Source organism: Leptolyngbya sp. NIES-2104 (assembly GCF_001485215.1).
Taxonomy (GTDB): domain Bacteria; phylum Cyanobacteriota; class Cyanobacteriia; order Leptolyngbyales; family Leptolyngbyaceae; genus Leptolyngbya.
Map to the genome: position 1 here is coordinate 2,178,832 of NZ_BBWW01000001.1, position 15,907 is coordinate 2,194,738.

General features: G+C 49.1%; 11 protein-coding genes and 1 pseudogene. 3 read left to right on the forward strand and 9 right to left on the reverse strand.

The annotated features are described in order from the left end of the window. Positions 1–89 precede the first annotated feature (89 nt). Together NIES2104_RS10035 and NIES2104_RS10040 are read right to left on the reverse strand one after the other, a co-directional pair. A complete protein-coding gene (locus tag NIES2104_RS10035) occupies positions 90–854 on the reverse strand; it encodes an ABC transporter ATP-binding protein (RefSeq protein ID WP_202815046.1) in 765 nt (254 codons plus the stop codon). A 2-nt stretch (positions 855–856) separates the two neighbouring features. Beyond that, positions 857–1,978: a branched-chain amino acid ABC transporter permease gene (locus NIES2104_RS10040; protein ID WP_058998092.1), complete on the reverse strand. Its 1,122-nt coding sequence runs from the start codon at positions 1,976–1,978 to the stop codon at positions 857–859. Between the two features lie 93 nt (positions 1,979–2,071). Between NIES2104_RS10040 and NIES2104_RS10045 the strand changes: the two genes are divergently transcribed. The 3 genes from NIES2104_RS10045 (at position 2,072) to NIES2104_RS10055 (ending at position 3,370) form a co-directional block, all read left to right on the forward strand. Next, positions 2,072–2,314 carry a hypothetical protein gene (locus NIES2104_RS10045; RefSeq protein ID WP_263970939.1) on the forward strand — a complete coding sequence of 81 codons (243 nt, stop codon included), beginning with the start codon at positions 2,072–2,074 and terminating at the stop codon, positions 2,312–2,314. Continuing rightward, positions 2,311–2,613, forward strand: coding sequence for a cytotoxic translational repressor of toxin-antitoxin stability system (locus NIES2104_RS10050; protein WP_082689961.1), 303 nt, complete (start codon positions 2,311–2,313; stop codon positions 2,611–2,613). The genes NIES2104_RS10045 and NIES2104_RS10050 overlap by 4 nt, the downstream gene beginning before the upstream one ends. Positions 2,614–2,677: 64 nt before the next feature. Beyond that, positions 2,678–3,370: a phosphoribosylanthranilate isomerase gene (locus NIES2104_RS10055; protein WP_082689962.1), complete on the forward strand. Its 693-nt coding sequence runs from the start codon at positions 2,678–2,680 to the stop codon at positions 3,368–3,370. Between the two features lie 4 nt (positions 3,371–3,374). On the opposite strand, the gene folE is transcribed toward NIES2104_RS10055, so the two are convergent. The 7 genes and pseudogenes from folE to NIES2104_RS10090 all read right to left on the reverse strand — a co-directional run bounded on the left by folE (position 3,375) and on the right by NIES2104_RS10090 (position 15,843). Next, positions 3,375–4,052, reverse strand: a complete 678-nt coding sequence (gene folE / locus NIES2104_RS10060) for a GTP cyclohydrolase I FolE (RefSeq protein ID WP_058998093.1) — start codon at positions 4,050–4,052, stop codon at positions 3,375–3,377. A 55-nt stretch (positions 4,053–4,107) separates the two neighbouring features. Continuing rightward, on the reverse strand, positions 4,108–4,833 hold the full coding sequence (locus NIES2104_RS10065) for an SDR family oxidoreductase (protein WP_058998094.1): 726 nt from the start codon (positions 4,831–4,833) through the stop codon (positions 4,108–4,110). A gap of 433 nt (positions 4,834–5,266) precedes the next feature. Next, positions 5,267–6,262 carry an acetyl-CoA carboxylase carboxyltransferase subunit alpha gene (locus NIES2104_RS10070; protein WP_058998095.1) on the reverse strand — a complete coding sequence of 332 codons (996 nt, stop codon included), beginning with the start codon at positions 6,260–6,262 and terminating at the stop codon, positions 5,267–5,269. Positions 6,263–6,356: 94 nt separating this feature from the next. Next, positions 6,357–8,420 carry a hypothetical protein gene (locus NIES2104_RS10075; protein WP_058998096.1) on the reverse strand — a complete coding sequence of 688 codons (2,064 nt, stop codon included), beginning with the start codon at positions 8,418–8,420 and terminating at the stop codon, positions 6,357–6,359. Positions 8,421–8,438: 18 nt separating this feature from the next. Then, positions 8,439–9,008 (reverse strand): class I SAM-dependent methyltransferase, encoded by a 570-nt coding sequence (locus NIES2104_RS10080; protein WP_058998097.1) that lies wholly within the window; start codon positions 9,006–9,008, stop codon positions 8,439–8,441. Next, positions 8,981–9,790 (reverse strand): glycosyltransferase family 2 protein, encoded by an 810-nt coding sequence (locus NIES2104_RS10085; RefSeq protein WP_225895232.1) that lies wholly within the window; start codon positions 9,788–9,790, stop codon positions 8,981–8,983. Before NIES2104_RS10085 ends, NIES2104_RS10080 begins: the two co-directional genes overlap by 28 nt. A gap of 119 nt (positions 9,791–9,909) precedes the next feature. Then, positions 9,910–15,843, reverse strand: a pseudogene (locus NIES2104_RS10090) (DNA-directed RNA polymerase subunit beta'). Positions 15,844–15,907: the final 64 nt, after the last annotated feature.

Consider the following 15,907-nt stretch of genomic DNA (forward strand, 5'->3'; position numbering starts at 1 on the left):
CCGAAATTCATTTCAGGGCGGGCTGCGGCAACAACGATTACTTCGCAAACATTCTCTCAGACCGTAGAGATTTTGTCAGTAAACTAAATCTACTGTCCCAAGTAAGCCTCAAGCACTTTCGGATTTGATTGAATCTCAGCGGGGCTACCATCTGCCAGATTTGTGCCTTCGGCTAACACCCAAACACGATCGCATAACGACATAATCACATCCATATTGTGCTCGATAATCAAAAAGGTAAGTCCTTGACGATTCCAATACTGGATATATTCACAGATTTGATTAATCAAAGTGGGATTCACACCCGCAGCAGGTTCATCGAGTAGAACAAGTTTCGGGCGGGTCATCAGAGCACGAGCAATTTCTAAAAGTTTGCGTTGTCCGCCGGAAAGTGCGCCTGCGTAATCGTTGGCTTTGGCGGCGAGTCCGACGGATTGGAGAATTTCGATCGCTCGATCGCGATTTTCTCGTTCTTCTTGCCGAATCCGTTTCGAGAAGAGCCAGGTGTTTAAGAAATTTTCTCCGGTTTGTCTCTGAGCCGCTAACAGCATATTGTCCATTACCGACAAGCGGGATAAGACTCGTGCCACTTGGAAGGTGCGAATCATACCGCGTTGGGCGATTTCGTGCGGTTGGAGAGACTCGATCGATTCGCCATCGAAAAAGACTTTGCCTTGGTCGGGATGAATGAAGTTCGAGAGGAGGTTGAATAACGTAGTTTTTCCGGCTCCGTTGGGACCGATTAAGCCAGTGATGCTACCGGGAGCAACCTCGATCGCTGCCTCATTCACGGCTTTGATTCCACCAAAGCTTTTGACTAATCCTGTGGCTGAGAGAACTGCTGAAGTCTGCATCGTCATTTTCCTAGTGTCAATTCGTCTTTGTTGCCTAAAATGCCTTGCGGTCTAAACAACATCAGCACCATCAGAATTAAACCGATGAGCATAATTCGCATCGCACCGATTTGATCGGCTCCGAGTGGCAGAATCCGTTCTAAATCGCGAGTGAAGGCAGTGTAAGCCCAATAGATTCCCGCACCGAGCAGCGTTCCAGCATTGTTGCCTGCACCACCGAGAATCATAATGATCCAGGCTTGAAAGGTGACGATCGGCTCAAAATTCGTCGGGTAGACGGTGCTCAATTGCCATGCAAAGAATGCGCCTGCAATTCCAGCAATGAATCCGCCCAACATCAAGGATTGCAACTTGTAGAGAAAGACATTTTTACCGAGCGCGATCGCAACTTGCTCATCTTCGCGAATGGCTTTGAGAACGCGACCCCAAGGAGAATGCACTAATCGTTCTAGTGCCCAGTAGACGATCGCAACTGTGATGAGTGACAGAAACAGTAACCCATTTCGAGACTGATTGCTGGAATAGTCGTAAAGCGCGATCGCGCTGACGAGCAATAACCGCAGCGTCAACAAAATCAAAATTCCAGAGAAGATTGCTCTAAGGGCTTGCCGTTTTTTAAAGCGTTCAATCAGTTGTCCAGCGAGTTTCCAAATCACAAAGCCAAAGATTGGGGCAACGATCGCAATCATGCCGATGCGTGTTCCAACCGTCGGACGAAACTGGGACAAAGGCAGCGGAAAATCTTGAATGCCAAATGCTCCTTTCGTGAGCCAGTCTTCGTTGAGCGCAAAGAGGCGGACTAATTCAGAAACCCCGATCGTGACGATCGATAAATAATCCTCACGCAGTCGCAAGGTTGAAAATCCCATCAACAATCCTAAGAATGCTGCTAGAAACGCCCCAATTAAAACCGCAACGAAGATCGGAGTGCCTGAAAGTGTCAATAGTGAAGTCGTATAAGCTCCGACGGTCATAAAGGCAACATGACCGAAATTGATCAGTCCGGTATAGCCCCATTGGAGATTTAGACCCAAGCTAAAAATTCCGTAGATAGCAACAGACACAATCAGAAACACAAGGTATCCGATTAGCCCAGGATCAAACGAAAAGAGATAATCCAACATAGAATGAGATTCACGCGCTCGGTAATGAAATCGTACCGTAAGCCGGAACACATTCTGTGGCAATTCCTACAGTAGGCGTGGGCACTCTCAAACATGACAAGATTGTTGCCTCCTGTTATGAATCTCTATCGCAGTCGCGCTCACCATTTGATCGATCGATTGTCGGATGCGGAACTTGAAACGTTCTGGGCAGTGCTGGAAACGGCATATTGTGATTTTTATGTTTTAAGAGCGATCGAGGATGCCCGTCGCACTCATAAACCAGGCGATACGCTGACTCGCGAAGAAGCGATTCAACTCTTACCCCTAGTACAACCTGCACCCCGCACTTTATGAAAACGAATAAAACCGGGTCTGTGGGCGGGATGATTCTTCCGGCTCGCTTGGAAGTGCGATACGATCGCGCTTTTTTAATCGACCTGAAAAGCTTAGAAGCGGCAGCAATGCAGAAAATGAATCGATTCGTGTTTGAAGACTTTTTCACAACGAATCAGCTTCAAGATTTGCCGGAGTTTCAAGCGTTGGAAAATAGCGGAATTCTGTATCGATTTACGATCGATCACTGTATTATTGCGATTGAAGTGATAGGTCAAATTATTAAGTTCTTGCGAATTTTGCCAGAGCCAACCATTTAACTTTGAGCATACAGCTTGGGTAACGACGTTTCCAGAGATTGCGATCGCGCTTACATTCACATCAATGAGTTTACAAGTCAAAATCTGCGGCATTACCAAACGCGATCAAGCGATCGCGATCGAACACTCCGGAGCAAGCGCGATCGGCTTTATTTGTGTGCCTGGAACTCCCCGCTATCTTGATGCTTATAACATCCGAGCAATCACAGATCAGCTATCCATTGATCGAGTCGGTGTGTTCCTTGATGCTTCAATCGATACGATTCGGGAAACAGTCACGATCGCAAATCTGAATGTCGTTCAACTCCACGGCAACGAATCGCCTGAATTTTGTCAGCAACTTAGAGCATTGAATATCAAATTGATCAAAGCGCTCCGAATCCGATCGCAAACTGACTTGGAACAATCGATCGACTATCAACCGCATGTAGACGTGCTACTACTCGATGCCTATCATCCAGAGCAAGCAGGCGGAACAGGATTAACGATCGATTGGACAATGCTGAAAGAATTTCGTCCTACTTGTGATTGGTGGTTAGCAGGTGGACTCAATCCAAACAATGTCACCGATGCTCTGCGCTTAGTTAAACCCAATGGTATTGATTTATCGAGCGGATTAGAAAACGCCCCAGGCGATAAAAACCTAGAGCGTGTAGCAGAGTTATTTGCAAAAATCGAACATCATCAGTCCACTTCAGTGACCACACCGTTAGCCCCGAATTCTATTCCGGGGCGGACTAGCAACGAAGCCAACTAACCCTTTACCAGAACGAAGGCTGATGACGAATCAAGTTCAGATACTCCTCACGAGTCTTCTGATCATCTTGAAACACCCCGACCATCGCACTTGTCACCGTCCACGATCCCGGCTTCTGCACCCCACGCATCACCATACACATGTGCGAAGCCTCCATCACCACCGCAACTCCACGCGGCTGAAGTACTTCCTGCAACGCTTCCGCCACCTGTCGAGTTAAGCGCTCCTGAACCTGCAATCGACGCGAGTACATCTCCACGATCCGCGCCAACTTACTCAAGCCCACAACCTTTTCATTCGGAATATAAGCCACATGCGCCCGCCCCATAAACGGCAGCATGTGATGCTCACACAAGCTGAAGAAATTAATGTCGCGCACCAGCACCATTTCATTGTGCCCTTCATCAAAAATCGCGCCGTTCACTAACTCTTCCAGCGATTGATTGTAGCCACTCGTAAGGAACCGCATCGCATCCGCTACCCGTTTCGGAGTCTTGAGCAATCCTTCGCGATCGGGATCTTCACCCACTCCAACCAACATCGTCCGCACCGCGTCCATCATCTGTTCGCGAGTTTCTTCACTCGGTGGAACAATTTTCGCTTCTTGACCGTTTTGCGTATTGCGATCGGGTCTTGATTCTAATTTCTTGCCGCTAAATCCATTGGGAGAAGCAATAGTCATGATTGTTGCAAAATTAAGTGTGCAAAAAGGAAACCGTTTAACTGAAAAACTCGACTCAGAACGTTCCGGCGTTGGGCATGAGAATCATCTCTTCGACCACTGCGCGATCGTTCATTGTGGCAGCCTGTACGATCGCGTCTGCCACAATGTCCGGGGTGAGCATTGCCGAGCGATCGAAATCTGCCTGCACCGTTTCGGTATCCCAAATGGGCGTATTCACCGACCCTGGTGAAAGGGTTACAACTCGAATCCCGTGAGCGCGTTCCTCTGCCGCTAAGGTTTTCGAGAGTGCCAGTATCCCGAACTTACTGACGCAGTACGCGCCCCAGTCGGGAAAAGCTTGATGCGCCGCGATCGAAGCGAGGTTAATGATCGTGCCGCGTTTTTGCGATCGCATTCCCGGTAAAACCGCTTGAATGCACTGAAATACACTGGTGAGATTGAGATCTAAAACTCGCTGCCAGTCGCTTAAGGGCATTTCCGCAAGTCCGCCTGTGTATCCCATGCCTGCGTTATTCACCAGAATGTCGATCGTGCCAACTTCAGAAATCAATGCTTCAAGCTTAGATCGAACCATTTCCACTTGAGCAAGATCGATCGCGCAAGTTTGGGCATCGACACCGAGCGATCGCGCTTCTTGGGCAACGGCATCGAGTTTCGATTGGGTACGGCTGACGAGGACGACATCGATTCCGGCTTTGGCGAATGCGATCGCGCTTGCCTGTCCGATGCCGCTACTTGCCCCAGTAATCAGGGCGCGTCGAGAAGTGGAGGAACTCATGAATCCTCAAAAAACTTAGTAGGGGGCTGAAAATTTGACAAAGAATACGAGAGAACGTTTTCGGCTGTCACAACAAAGAATACGAGTGCAGAGAAAAGGTTAGGCTTGAATCGCAGAACCGAAAGACGCTTGAAAATGAGTAAAGGTTTTACAAATCGTTACGTCAGTTACTGATTATATCTTGCCGCGGTGCAATTTTGGGAATTTTGTCGATTCGCACCGTTCAAGACTCGGAAGATGTACGAAAAATCTTTCCGCTCTCGTTGCGTTCCCGCCCTGAAATGAATTTCGGGCTAATCGGCGCAAGTCCATTTCAATGGACTAAGAGTATTGAAATCAGTTCGGAGTCTACTTCAGTAGACTTTCCACGATTAGCCCGAAATTCATTTCAGGGCGGGCTGTGGCAACGATCGAAGAATTTCCAAACCTCCTCTTAACCATGAGGAGATAGTCCAGCCTCGGTAAAGACCCCAATGTTACGGAATTTTTGATAACGGAGTTCTCTTCGCTGTGTGGGAGTGATCTGATCTAACGCTGCCAAGTTCCGCAAGATTGCAGCTTTCAAGATTTCTGCTGCTTCTAATGGATGGTTATGTGCGCCCCCGATCGGTTCGATCAACACTTCATCCGCAATTCCCAACTCTTTCAAATCAGGAGCCGTAATTTTCAGAGCTTCTGCCGCTTGAGCCGCTTTCGTCGCATCGCGCCAAAGAATCGTGGCGCAAGTTTCGGGAGGCGCAACACTATAAACCGCATGTTCAAACATCAACAACCGTTCCCCGACTCCGATCGCTAATGCTCCCCCTGATCCGCCTTCTCCGATCACGCTACAGATAATCGGCACTTCAAACCCAAACATTTCGCGCAGATTATATGCGATCGCTTCCCCTTGTCCGAACTGCTCTGCCTCTAAACCTGCCCACGCTGCCGGGGTATCAATAAAAGTCAGAATCGGCATTCCAAAGCGATCGGCATGTTCCATTAGTCGAATCGCTTTTCGATAGCCGCTTGGAGATGCCTGCCCGAAATTGCGCTGAATATTATCTTTTGTGTTGCGTCCTTTTTGCTGACCCAACATCACAACCGGACGACCATTAATCCGCCCGACTCCACCCACAACCGCCGGATCATCGTGTCCTCCTCGATCGCCATGTAGCTCCATCCATTCATCGCTAATTGCCTGAATGTAATCGAGCGTACTGGGGCGACGGGGATGGCGTGCCACTTGAAGCCGCTGTCCGGGAGTCAGACCGCTAAAAATCTCTTTGCGAAGCTCGATCGCACGTTGTTCGAGCAGTGCAATTTGGTCAGACAAATCCACCTCATTTTCTTCAGCTAACTCGCGCACCTGAATAATTCGGGCTTCGAGTTCAGCCAGAGGCTTTTCAAAATCGAGCAAAATCGGACGACGATCGACGGAATTCGGCATGAAGCACCACTCCTAAAAGTGAGGAGATGTGATTTTTTCCTTGGTCTTCTAGATTAGCGGATTGTTGCCGTCAACCACTAGCAAAATTGCAAAACTAGCGAATAATTTCCACAGGGACAGTCAAGGGTTTTGCGCCGCGATCGACAAACCAACTGATATTTTCTTGTAGAAGCGTCAAGCTTAATCGATACTGTCCTGGAAGGGTTGGGGCATTGACGATCGCGTTGAGTGCTACGGTTTCTCCTGGTCTGAGCACATCGGGTAGATTCGTTCGTGGACCTTCTGAAACCGCTATCGTTCCGTCCGGTTTTAACCAGCGGTAAGAGAGTCGAATCGGTGCTTCTTCAGGTTGAAACCAAGTATAAAGGCTCGTATTGCTGACAAAGAGCGGCACAGTGATCGCTTGGTTCGATCGCATTGTGCGCGGAACTTTGCCCTCGATCGCTTGAGCGAATCCTGGAAGCGGCACATTCGGCGGAATTGGAATCACAGAAGTCGTGAAGTTTTGGGATTGAAATTGAACAGCGCGATCAATAGATTTTAGTGAGATCTCAGGCGCAATCTGCTGACTCTGTCCAGGCTGAATCCAACAGAGTCGTCCCTGCATTTTGCCACTTAACCAACGAACGATCGTGGTGAAGTTGGCGCTGTCCGCGATCGTCGTTGGAATTCCGGGCGGGGTAGAGCCTGAATACCCATTGACCACCGGAACACCCGCTTTTAATCCTGCCCACATGATCGGGAGCTGCTGCAAATAAAAGATAGGCTGGCGCGGATCAGCGACCAAGTAAGCAACTTCACATCGAGACGCAATCGCAGCTTGTAGCTCAGCTTCAAGCTTAAGGATCGGGGCTTTCTCATATGTTATCGGCTGAAAGATGATCAGTTCTGGAAGACTGATGAGAAGTAGGAAAAGTGCGATCGCGCTCCGAAACTTTGGCTTTACGACTATGCTTTTAAGCATTGAATCAACGCACAGCAAGCCCGCAATCAAAACGTAGACTTCAATGATGTAGACAATCCGTCCCGTTGCCCGAATTGCTGTTGCACCCGGCACGATCGTATAGATAATTCTCCACAGCGAAACTCCAAATACATCGAGCGACAACACAAACAAAATTAGCGCTGTGATCAAGCAAGCCTTAACCAGCGTTGAGCGTTCTGGCGGTAAAATTTCCGGTTTCGATCGCACAACATAAACCGCAAATCCAACCAGCGCGAACACGACAAATCCCGGAAATAGTAAATGCTGATTGGGATCAAGAATGTCCTTTGAAAATCGAGAAAGCAGCGGAAACCATAAACTATTAGGCGGCGGCAGAAACCAAGAAGATAACCTTGGGATCATTGTCGCGACTTGAGAAAATGGAAATCCTCCCACAATTTTGACCATCTGAACATACGGCAAAAATAGCCAAATTAGCGCACCGCTCCAGATCAAAATCGCAACGATCGTCGATCGCCACTTCACTTTCAAAAATTGCAAAAGCTGTTTCCAATACTCTCGTTCTAACCAAAGCACGATCGGAACAAAGATCAATAAGCTAAATAAGAGAAACCAGCCGTGATAATACGCTGCCAGAATTTGCAAAAAAATAAAAAGTAGAGCAAAGCAAAGCTGATTAAGTTTCGGTTGTTGTAGAAAGGTCCAGATGAAAATAAATGCGATCGGCGTGTAAAACTGACACAATAATTGACTATGAAAAAGCTGCGCCATCCGTGGAATTCCAAACGCGAAAACGAATCCTCCAAATGCAGCTAATGAATGACTAACTCGTAAATTTCGCAGCAGAATAACAAAGCTAACAAAACAGAGTAACGCTGCCAAAATCATCCAGCATTGATAAGCGAGATCAGCGGGTAAAACTCCGCGTAGCAACCAGTAGAACGGAGCCGCACCAAATAAATTCTCAGATAACGCTAACGTGTTCTTAAACGGAAAAAAAAAGGCAGGCGACCACAATTGAGCGTGATAATTTCGATTAAAAACCACCTGAAATGAATGTTCTAGAAAATAGTGAACCAACCGGGTATCTCCCGTTTCTGCTTGTGCTTTAGAAAATCCGCTGAGCAGCGTGGGATGAAACCCAACAAAAACGCCCATGATTCCAACGACACAGTACAGCAGCAGTGAATTCAATCGTTTAGACCGAGCCATCCTGAATTCTGTTCTCCGTTAGCCTTTCATTACCGTACAGAAGTTATTCATCCACATCTGAAAATACTGATGTCGAAACCGCTCAAATCCCGCGACCTGAATTAATGCTTGTCTAAGCTTTTGGCGATCGTAGTACCGCTTATGATCCCGAATTTCCGCTTCATCGACAATCCTTAATCGATAGGAAAGGAACTCTAAAACAGGTTGCGCCCAAACCGAAGGAACCGTCAACACGAGCTTTCCACTTGGTTTGAGTACGCGATAAATCTCTTTCAAGATGGCTTGCTCATGCTCGATGTGTTCCAGCACTGCCAACATCGTCACCACCTCGAAACTCGCATCCGCAAACGGCAGTTTCTCACCTAAATGCACCTGAATCGCTTTCAATTTGTTAGTTTGAAACTCCGCTACTTTGAAATCGACTCCGTAACCCGACTGAATTTGTGGCTCGATCGCTCTTAAAAATGCTGCCGAACGTCCACAACCAACATCGAGCACGATCGCATTTTCTGGAATTTCAGCAATCACACGTCGCAATCGTAGCCATCGTAATAGCGGTTCTAGAAGCGGTTCACGGGGTCTTTCCAACGCTCTGACTCCTGCGGCTCACTCAATTCAGCTTCGCGGTTTACCGTCTTGTATTTTGGTGCGAAAAGATTGTATTTCACAATGCAATAGATCGCTCGAAAGCCATCTCTCCAGCCGATTTTTTTCCCTTCTTTGTAAGTTCTGCCATAGTAGGAAATTCCAACTTCATAAATTCGACAATTCATCCTGGCAACCTTCGCCGTAATCTCTGGCTCAAATCCAAATCGGTCTTCTTCGATTCGGATTGCCTGAATTACCTCGCATCGAAAGGCTTTATAGCAGGTTTCCATATCGGTTAGGTTGATATTCGTCATCATGTTCGATAACGTCGTCAGCAGCTTGTTACCCACCATGTGCCAGTAATAAACGACCCGATGCGGTTGATTTCCGGCAAAACGGGAGCCAAAGACCACATCCGCTCGACCCTCGACAATCGGCTTCATCATCAGCGGAAATTCTCGCGGGTCATACTCTAAATCCGCATCTTGTACGATCGCAATATCGCCCGTAATTGCTGCAAATCCCGTTCGCAATGCAGCCCCTTTGCCCCGATTCGTCGCGTGATACAACACCCGATCGACTTGTGCTTCAAGCTTCGATTTCAACAGATTGGTTGTGCCATCGGTCGAGCAATCATCGACGACAATAATCTCAAGATTTGCGATCGGAGCCGCTTTAACGGTGCGAATCACAGTTTCGATCGTGCCGACCTCGTTGTAGCAAGGAATCACAACCGACAGTTTGAATTTTGAGAATTGATCGAGGTTTGCGCCCTGCATCATGGCTTAAGAGTAAGAATGCTCAAACAGCGACAGTATACCGTGATTCACTGGACAAAGATGATCAAACGAAAACCTCCCAGAATGCTCCAGGAGGTTTTCAACCTTATCGTTGATTCAGTTTACAGATCATCATCCATATCATCTGCAATCAAATCATCGTCATCATCCAAAATTGGCGAGAAGATCGCATCAGGATCACTGTCGTCGGTGCTACCAAAGCTCTCAAAACTGAAGCTTGGACGCTCCTCCAGCGTTTCTAAGCCGTAAGAACGGGCAGTACGATCGTCAAGCACCATTTCCGAGAAGTCCGTATCTTCATCAAAGATCGTCGGGTCGTAAACCGGATCGACATCCGGACTACCCACTTCTTCGTAGGCATTGAAGCCCGTACCCGCAGGAATCAGACGACCGATGATCACGTTTTCTTTCAGACCACGCAACCAGTCGGATTTTCCTTCGATCGCGGCTTCTGTCAGTACCCGCGTCGTTTCTTGGAAACTTGCGGCTGAAATGAAGCTATCAGTGTTCAACGATGCCTTAGTAATACCGAGCAACACAGGTTCGTATTGAGCAGGTGCACCCCCCGTGATCGACATGGCATCATTTACCTGTTCGATCTGGTAGATTTCTACCAACTCACCCGGCAGCATAGTAGTATCGCCACCATCTTCGACCCGCGCTTTCGAGGTCATCTGGCGCACGACCACTTCGATGTGCTTGTCAGAAATATCAATCCCTTGAGACTGATACACCGATTGCACTTCGTTCACTAAGAAGGTTTGCACTTCCCGCAGACTAAAGAGAGACGCATCGTGTAATGCACCTTCCTCTAGCTTCGCTTTGAACATGACTTCAAGCAGTTCGTGAGGATTTGCAGGACCATCCGTGAGCCGTTCTCCGGCTGCCACTTCTTGACCATCTGAGATGATCACGTTTTGTCCAGGACCGATCGGGTATTCCGTGATCAAACCTTCTCGATCGACGACTTTCACCTCAACCGAATCGTCTTCGCCGTAAACGACTTGAGCCGTTCCCGCCCGACGTGCCAGAATACAGCCTTCTTTCGGTTTCCGTGCTTCAAGCAGTTCCTCAATTCTCGGTAGACCTTGAATGATGTCTCCGGTCTTGGTGCGCTCGAAAATCAGCAGCACAAGGTTGTCACCCCGTTGTACCAAGTCACCATCATCGACGTGCAGCACTGCACCTGGAGACACCCGATACGGACGGGCAACTCGCAGCGTGACTTGATTTCCAGCGACGTTGAGAACTTGACCGGAATCTTCTAGCGTCACACCTGAAGCGATTTCAGTGCCAGCAATCAGCAGATCGCCTTTCTTCACGGTTGGGTTATTGGCTTCGATCGTCACGGTATCGGCTTCACGCACCACTAGAATGCGTCGAATCGATTCCGCTCCTTGGCGAATCCCTTGAACTTCACCCGCTTCCTTACACTGAATCTTCGTCCGAGCGACCACAGCACCCGCCGCAATCTGGTCGCCATCTTTGACCATGATTTCGGTTTGGGTTCTGCCCTGAGTGACATCTGCCGAAATATCCCGACGAATCACCAGCGCTTCGAGAATCACAAGCTGTAAGCGCATGACCTCTGGATCGGTTTCATCTTGAACTAATTCAATGTCCGCTGCTAGTTGAGCATCTTGATCGACTTCGAGAACAAGCTGAGTTCTGAGCAGTTCCAGACCTTCAACCGATTTGACGCGCTCCCCATCTTTATAGGGCAAGCGTTGCACGGCTCTGAGTCGAATTGCCCGTCCAGAATCTTCTTTGGTCGAATCTTGGCTCGGTACTGACGGCTCATCGGGCACGGTGAATTCCGTCACCGGACGCAGCAGAATTGCCGGACCTTCAGGCGTTTCAACGTACTCAGCGTACCGCAGTTCATCGGCAACTAATCCCGGCATCACCTGTTGTCCAGGATTGACCAAGGTTGCTTCCCGTGTAATCACATCATCGAGACTATCGATCATGTGCAGATCGCCCGGTTTGACCACGACTTCGCGCAGAATGTCATTTTTCTGAGTGACTTCAATCACCCCGTTGCTTTGACAGAAGATATCTTTGACAACTTCTGTACCTGCTTCCACATACTGACCGTCTTCGACCATCAGCAGTGAAATGTCTTTGTTGACTTCATGCGCTTCTTCGGGAATCCAAAGCAGCGTTCCACCTTTGACCACTTCATAACCAAGTTTCGCTTTACCCTTCTTACCGACTTCCACGCCAGAGTATTTAATAATGCCTCCAGTCTGGGTGTGATAGCGATCGTCTCTCAGTTCTGCCACGACTTGTCCATTTGTGACCTGAGTTCCCGGAGTCGCTTTCAGTAAGAAAGTCTGATTCGCTGTGGTTTCGAGCAGGTACTGATCACGCCCTTGAGAGTTCTCAGCTCGAACTTTTGCTTGATCCAACATGACCGATGCGGTAATGATCTGAATCTCGCGTCCACCTTTGCTGTTTTCCGCAGGCGTGTCTGACAGTCGAACCACACCGCCGTTTTCGGTGATCAGTTTGGTTTCTGCGATCGTTCCAGCCGCTTCGACTTGATCGCCGTTCTTAACCACAGGTTCAGCACCCGGCGGCAAGTTGTAGACTTCACCAGATAGCACCCACATCAAACCGCCTCTTTGTGCCGTTCGAGTGGTGTTTCCTTGACGGTCTTTCTTTTCTTCCGGGACGACATCCGCAAATCGAACTTCACCCGCGAGGTCAGATGCCACGTCTTTCGAGGCTTTCTCAGTAGTCTTGCGTCCACGTCCGGTTAAAGGCACTTCTGCGAGAATTTGCCCCGCTTTCACCTTCATACCGTCTCTAATTAGCAAGGTTGTTCCTTGAGATACGGTAAACGGTTGCTTCTGTCCGTCGCCGCCATCGATTTCGATCTTGATGTCCGACCCAGCCGATTCTACGATCAGGGCATCTTCCCCGTGACGAGTCCGGTAGGGGCGAGTTCTGAGGCGTTTCGGCAGTCGAACGGTGCCATCAAAGTTCGCTTTTTCTTGTCGCGCCATTTCTCCGGTGAAGACCCCGCCCGTGTGGAATGTCCGCATCGTAAGCTGCGTTCCCGGTTCCCCGATCGATTGAGCCGCGATAATGCCCACCGCTTCTCCGATATCGACCATGTGAGCGTGTGCCAAGCTCCAACCGTAGCAGTGCTGACACACCGATCGAGCGGATTCACAAGTGAGCGGCGATCGTGCAACGACTTGTTGAACCTTCGCTTTTCCGATCAGTTGAGCAATGTCATCAGAAATCGCTTCATTCCGAGCGATGATCACTTCTCCGGTTTCGGGATGCTTCACATCTTGTGCGGCAACGCGACCGAGAAGGCGATTTTTCAGAGGAATGAGAACGCGATCGCCGTCCATCATTGGACGAACCGGAATTCCGCGCTCTGTACCGCAGTCGAGTTCACGGATAATTACGTCTTGCGAGACATCCACTAATCGACGGGTTAAGTATCCAGAGTCAGCGGTTCTAAGTGCAGTGTCTACAAGACCTTTCCGAGCACCGTAAGAGGAAATAATGTACTCGGTTACGGTTAAACCTTCTCGGAAGTTGGTTTTGATTGGCAAGTCAATGATTTCCCCTTGGGGGTTTGCCATCAAGCCGCGCATTCCGACCAACTGACGAACCTGGGAGATGTTCCCCCGCGCTCCGGAGAACGCCATCATGTAGACCGAGTTTAAGGGGTTGTTCGATCGAAAATGTCGAACCACTTCATCTTTGAGTTCTTCACTCGCTCCGTTCCAGGTATCAATGACCTTTTGGAACCGTTCAACTTCAGTGATTTCGCCCCGTGTGTATTTTTCTTCGGTATCGCGAATCGTCTCAGTTGCGGCATCGAGAAGCGCCTTCTTAGTGGGTGGAATTTGCAGGTCATCCACACTGATCGAGACTCCTGCTCGTGTTGCATAACGGAAGCCCAGATCTTTGATCAAGTCTGCCATTTGTGCGGTGCGAGCGGTGCCGTAATGGGTGAATGCCCACGAAATCAAGTTAGTGAGTTCTTTTTTGTTGATAACCTGATTGCGAAAAACTTGCTTTTCTGAGTTCTGCTCTGTCATGCTGTGCCCCATTTTTGCCATGAGTTGTGTGGTGCGGGGTGTGAGGTGTGAGGTGCGGGGTTGGTTTCCCCATACCTCACACCTCACACCTCACACCTCTTTCTAGCCCGCTAACGCATCAATCACCGTCTTGTTATAGATAATCCGCCCTGGTGTCGTCTTGATGTATTGAGAAATCAATCTGCCGTCTGCATCTTCGCGCCGCCGAGCGGATTCGTAGAGTTTGGTAACGATGCCTTCTACTTCTTGCTGTTCGATCAAGTCGCCCAATCCGCCTTCTACTTCACCATCGAATCGCACCCAAACATAAGAGTGCAAATCGACTTGCTGCTGTTCGTATGCTGTGATTGCATCATCCAAGCTAGAGAAGTAGCGTCCTTCGACCTGGCTCGCATCGGGATTGTCTGCGGTCAGGTAGTAGCACCCTAGAACCATATCTTGGCTCGGTGTGATGATCGGGCGACCCGTTGCAGGCGAAAGAATGTTGTTCGATGCCAGCATGAGGAGTCGCGCTTCTGCCTGAGCTTCAAGCGAGAGGGGAACGTGAACCGCCATTTGGTCACCGTCAAAGTCGGCGTTAAAGGCGGGACAGACGAGCGGGTGCAGTTGAATCGCACGACCGTCTACCAGAATCGGCTCGAATGCTTGAATTCCCAAGCGGTGCAGTGTCGGGGCGCGGTTGAGGAATACAGGGTGTCCTTCGATCACCTCTTCGAGCACGTCCCAGACGGTTGGATCATTGCGCTGAATGAGTTTCTTCGCGGCTTTGATGTTGTTGACTAAGCCTTGACGAATCAAGCGGTGAATCACGAACGGTTGGAAAAGCTCGATCGCCATTTCACGCGGCAGTCCGCACTGATGAATCTTCAGTTTTGGACCTACAACGATTACCGATCGTCCAGAGTAGTCAACCCGCTTACCGAGCAAGTTCTGACGGAATCGACCCTGTTTCCCTTCAATGATGTCAGAGAGGGATTTCAACGGACGATTATTCGCACCGACCACAGTTCGACCGCGACGACCGTTATCGATTAGCGCATCAACCGCTTCTTGCAGCATCCGCTTTTCGTTCCGCACGATGATTTCCGGTGCGAGAATTTCTTGCAGACGAGCGAGACGATTATTCCGGTTGATCACGCGACGATAAAGATCGTTCAAGTCCGAAGTCGCGAATCGTCCACCGTCTAACTGCACCATCGGACGCAAATCGGGCGGGATTACTGGAATGACATCCAGTACCATCCAGTCAGGAAGCGATCCGGTTGCGATGAAGTTATCCAACACTCGCAGACGCTTGATCAACTTGGCGCGTTTTTGCCCTTTAGAAACTGCGATTTCTTCACGCAGTCTTTCCGCTTCTTCGTCCAAGTTGATGTCTTGTAAAAGTTGCTTCAATGCTTCCGCACCGATGCCGACTTCGACTCCGACAAGCTGCGAATCTTCGCTGTAGAGTTCATCTTCGATTTCAATCCACTGATCTTCGGTCAGCAATTGCTTGTAAGTCAGGTTCTCAGCGTTTCCAGCATTGAGAACCACATAAGCGTTGAAGTAAACAATCTGCTCTACATCGCGCAGAGGCATATCGAGCAAAATCGCCATATAGCTCGGAATCCCTTTGAGATACCAAACGTGAGCTACTGGAGCCGCGAGTTTGATGTATCCCATCCGGTGACGGCGAACCCGCGATTCGGTCACTTCCACACCGCAGCGTTCACACACAATTCCCCGGTGACGAACGCGCTTATATTTCCCGCAGTGACATTCCCAATCCTTTGCAGGTCCAAAAATCCGCTCACAAAACAAGCCATCCATTTCGGGCTTGAGTGTACGGTAGTTGATCGTTTCTGGCTTGGTGACTTCTCCAACGACTTGCCCATTTGGTAAAGTCCGCTCTCCCCATTGGCGAATGCGCTCCGGAGATGCCAGACCAATTTTCACATAGTCAAACCGCTGTTCTAGCTTTGGCATCGTGTTGTCCTTGAGTTTGATGTAGCGATAAATGAGGGGTGTGGGGTGTGGGGTATGAGGTGTG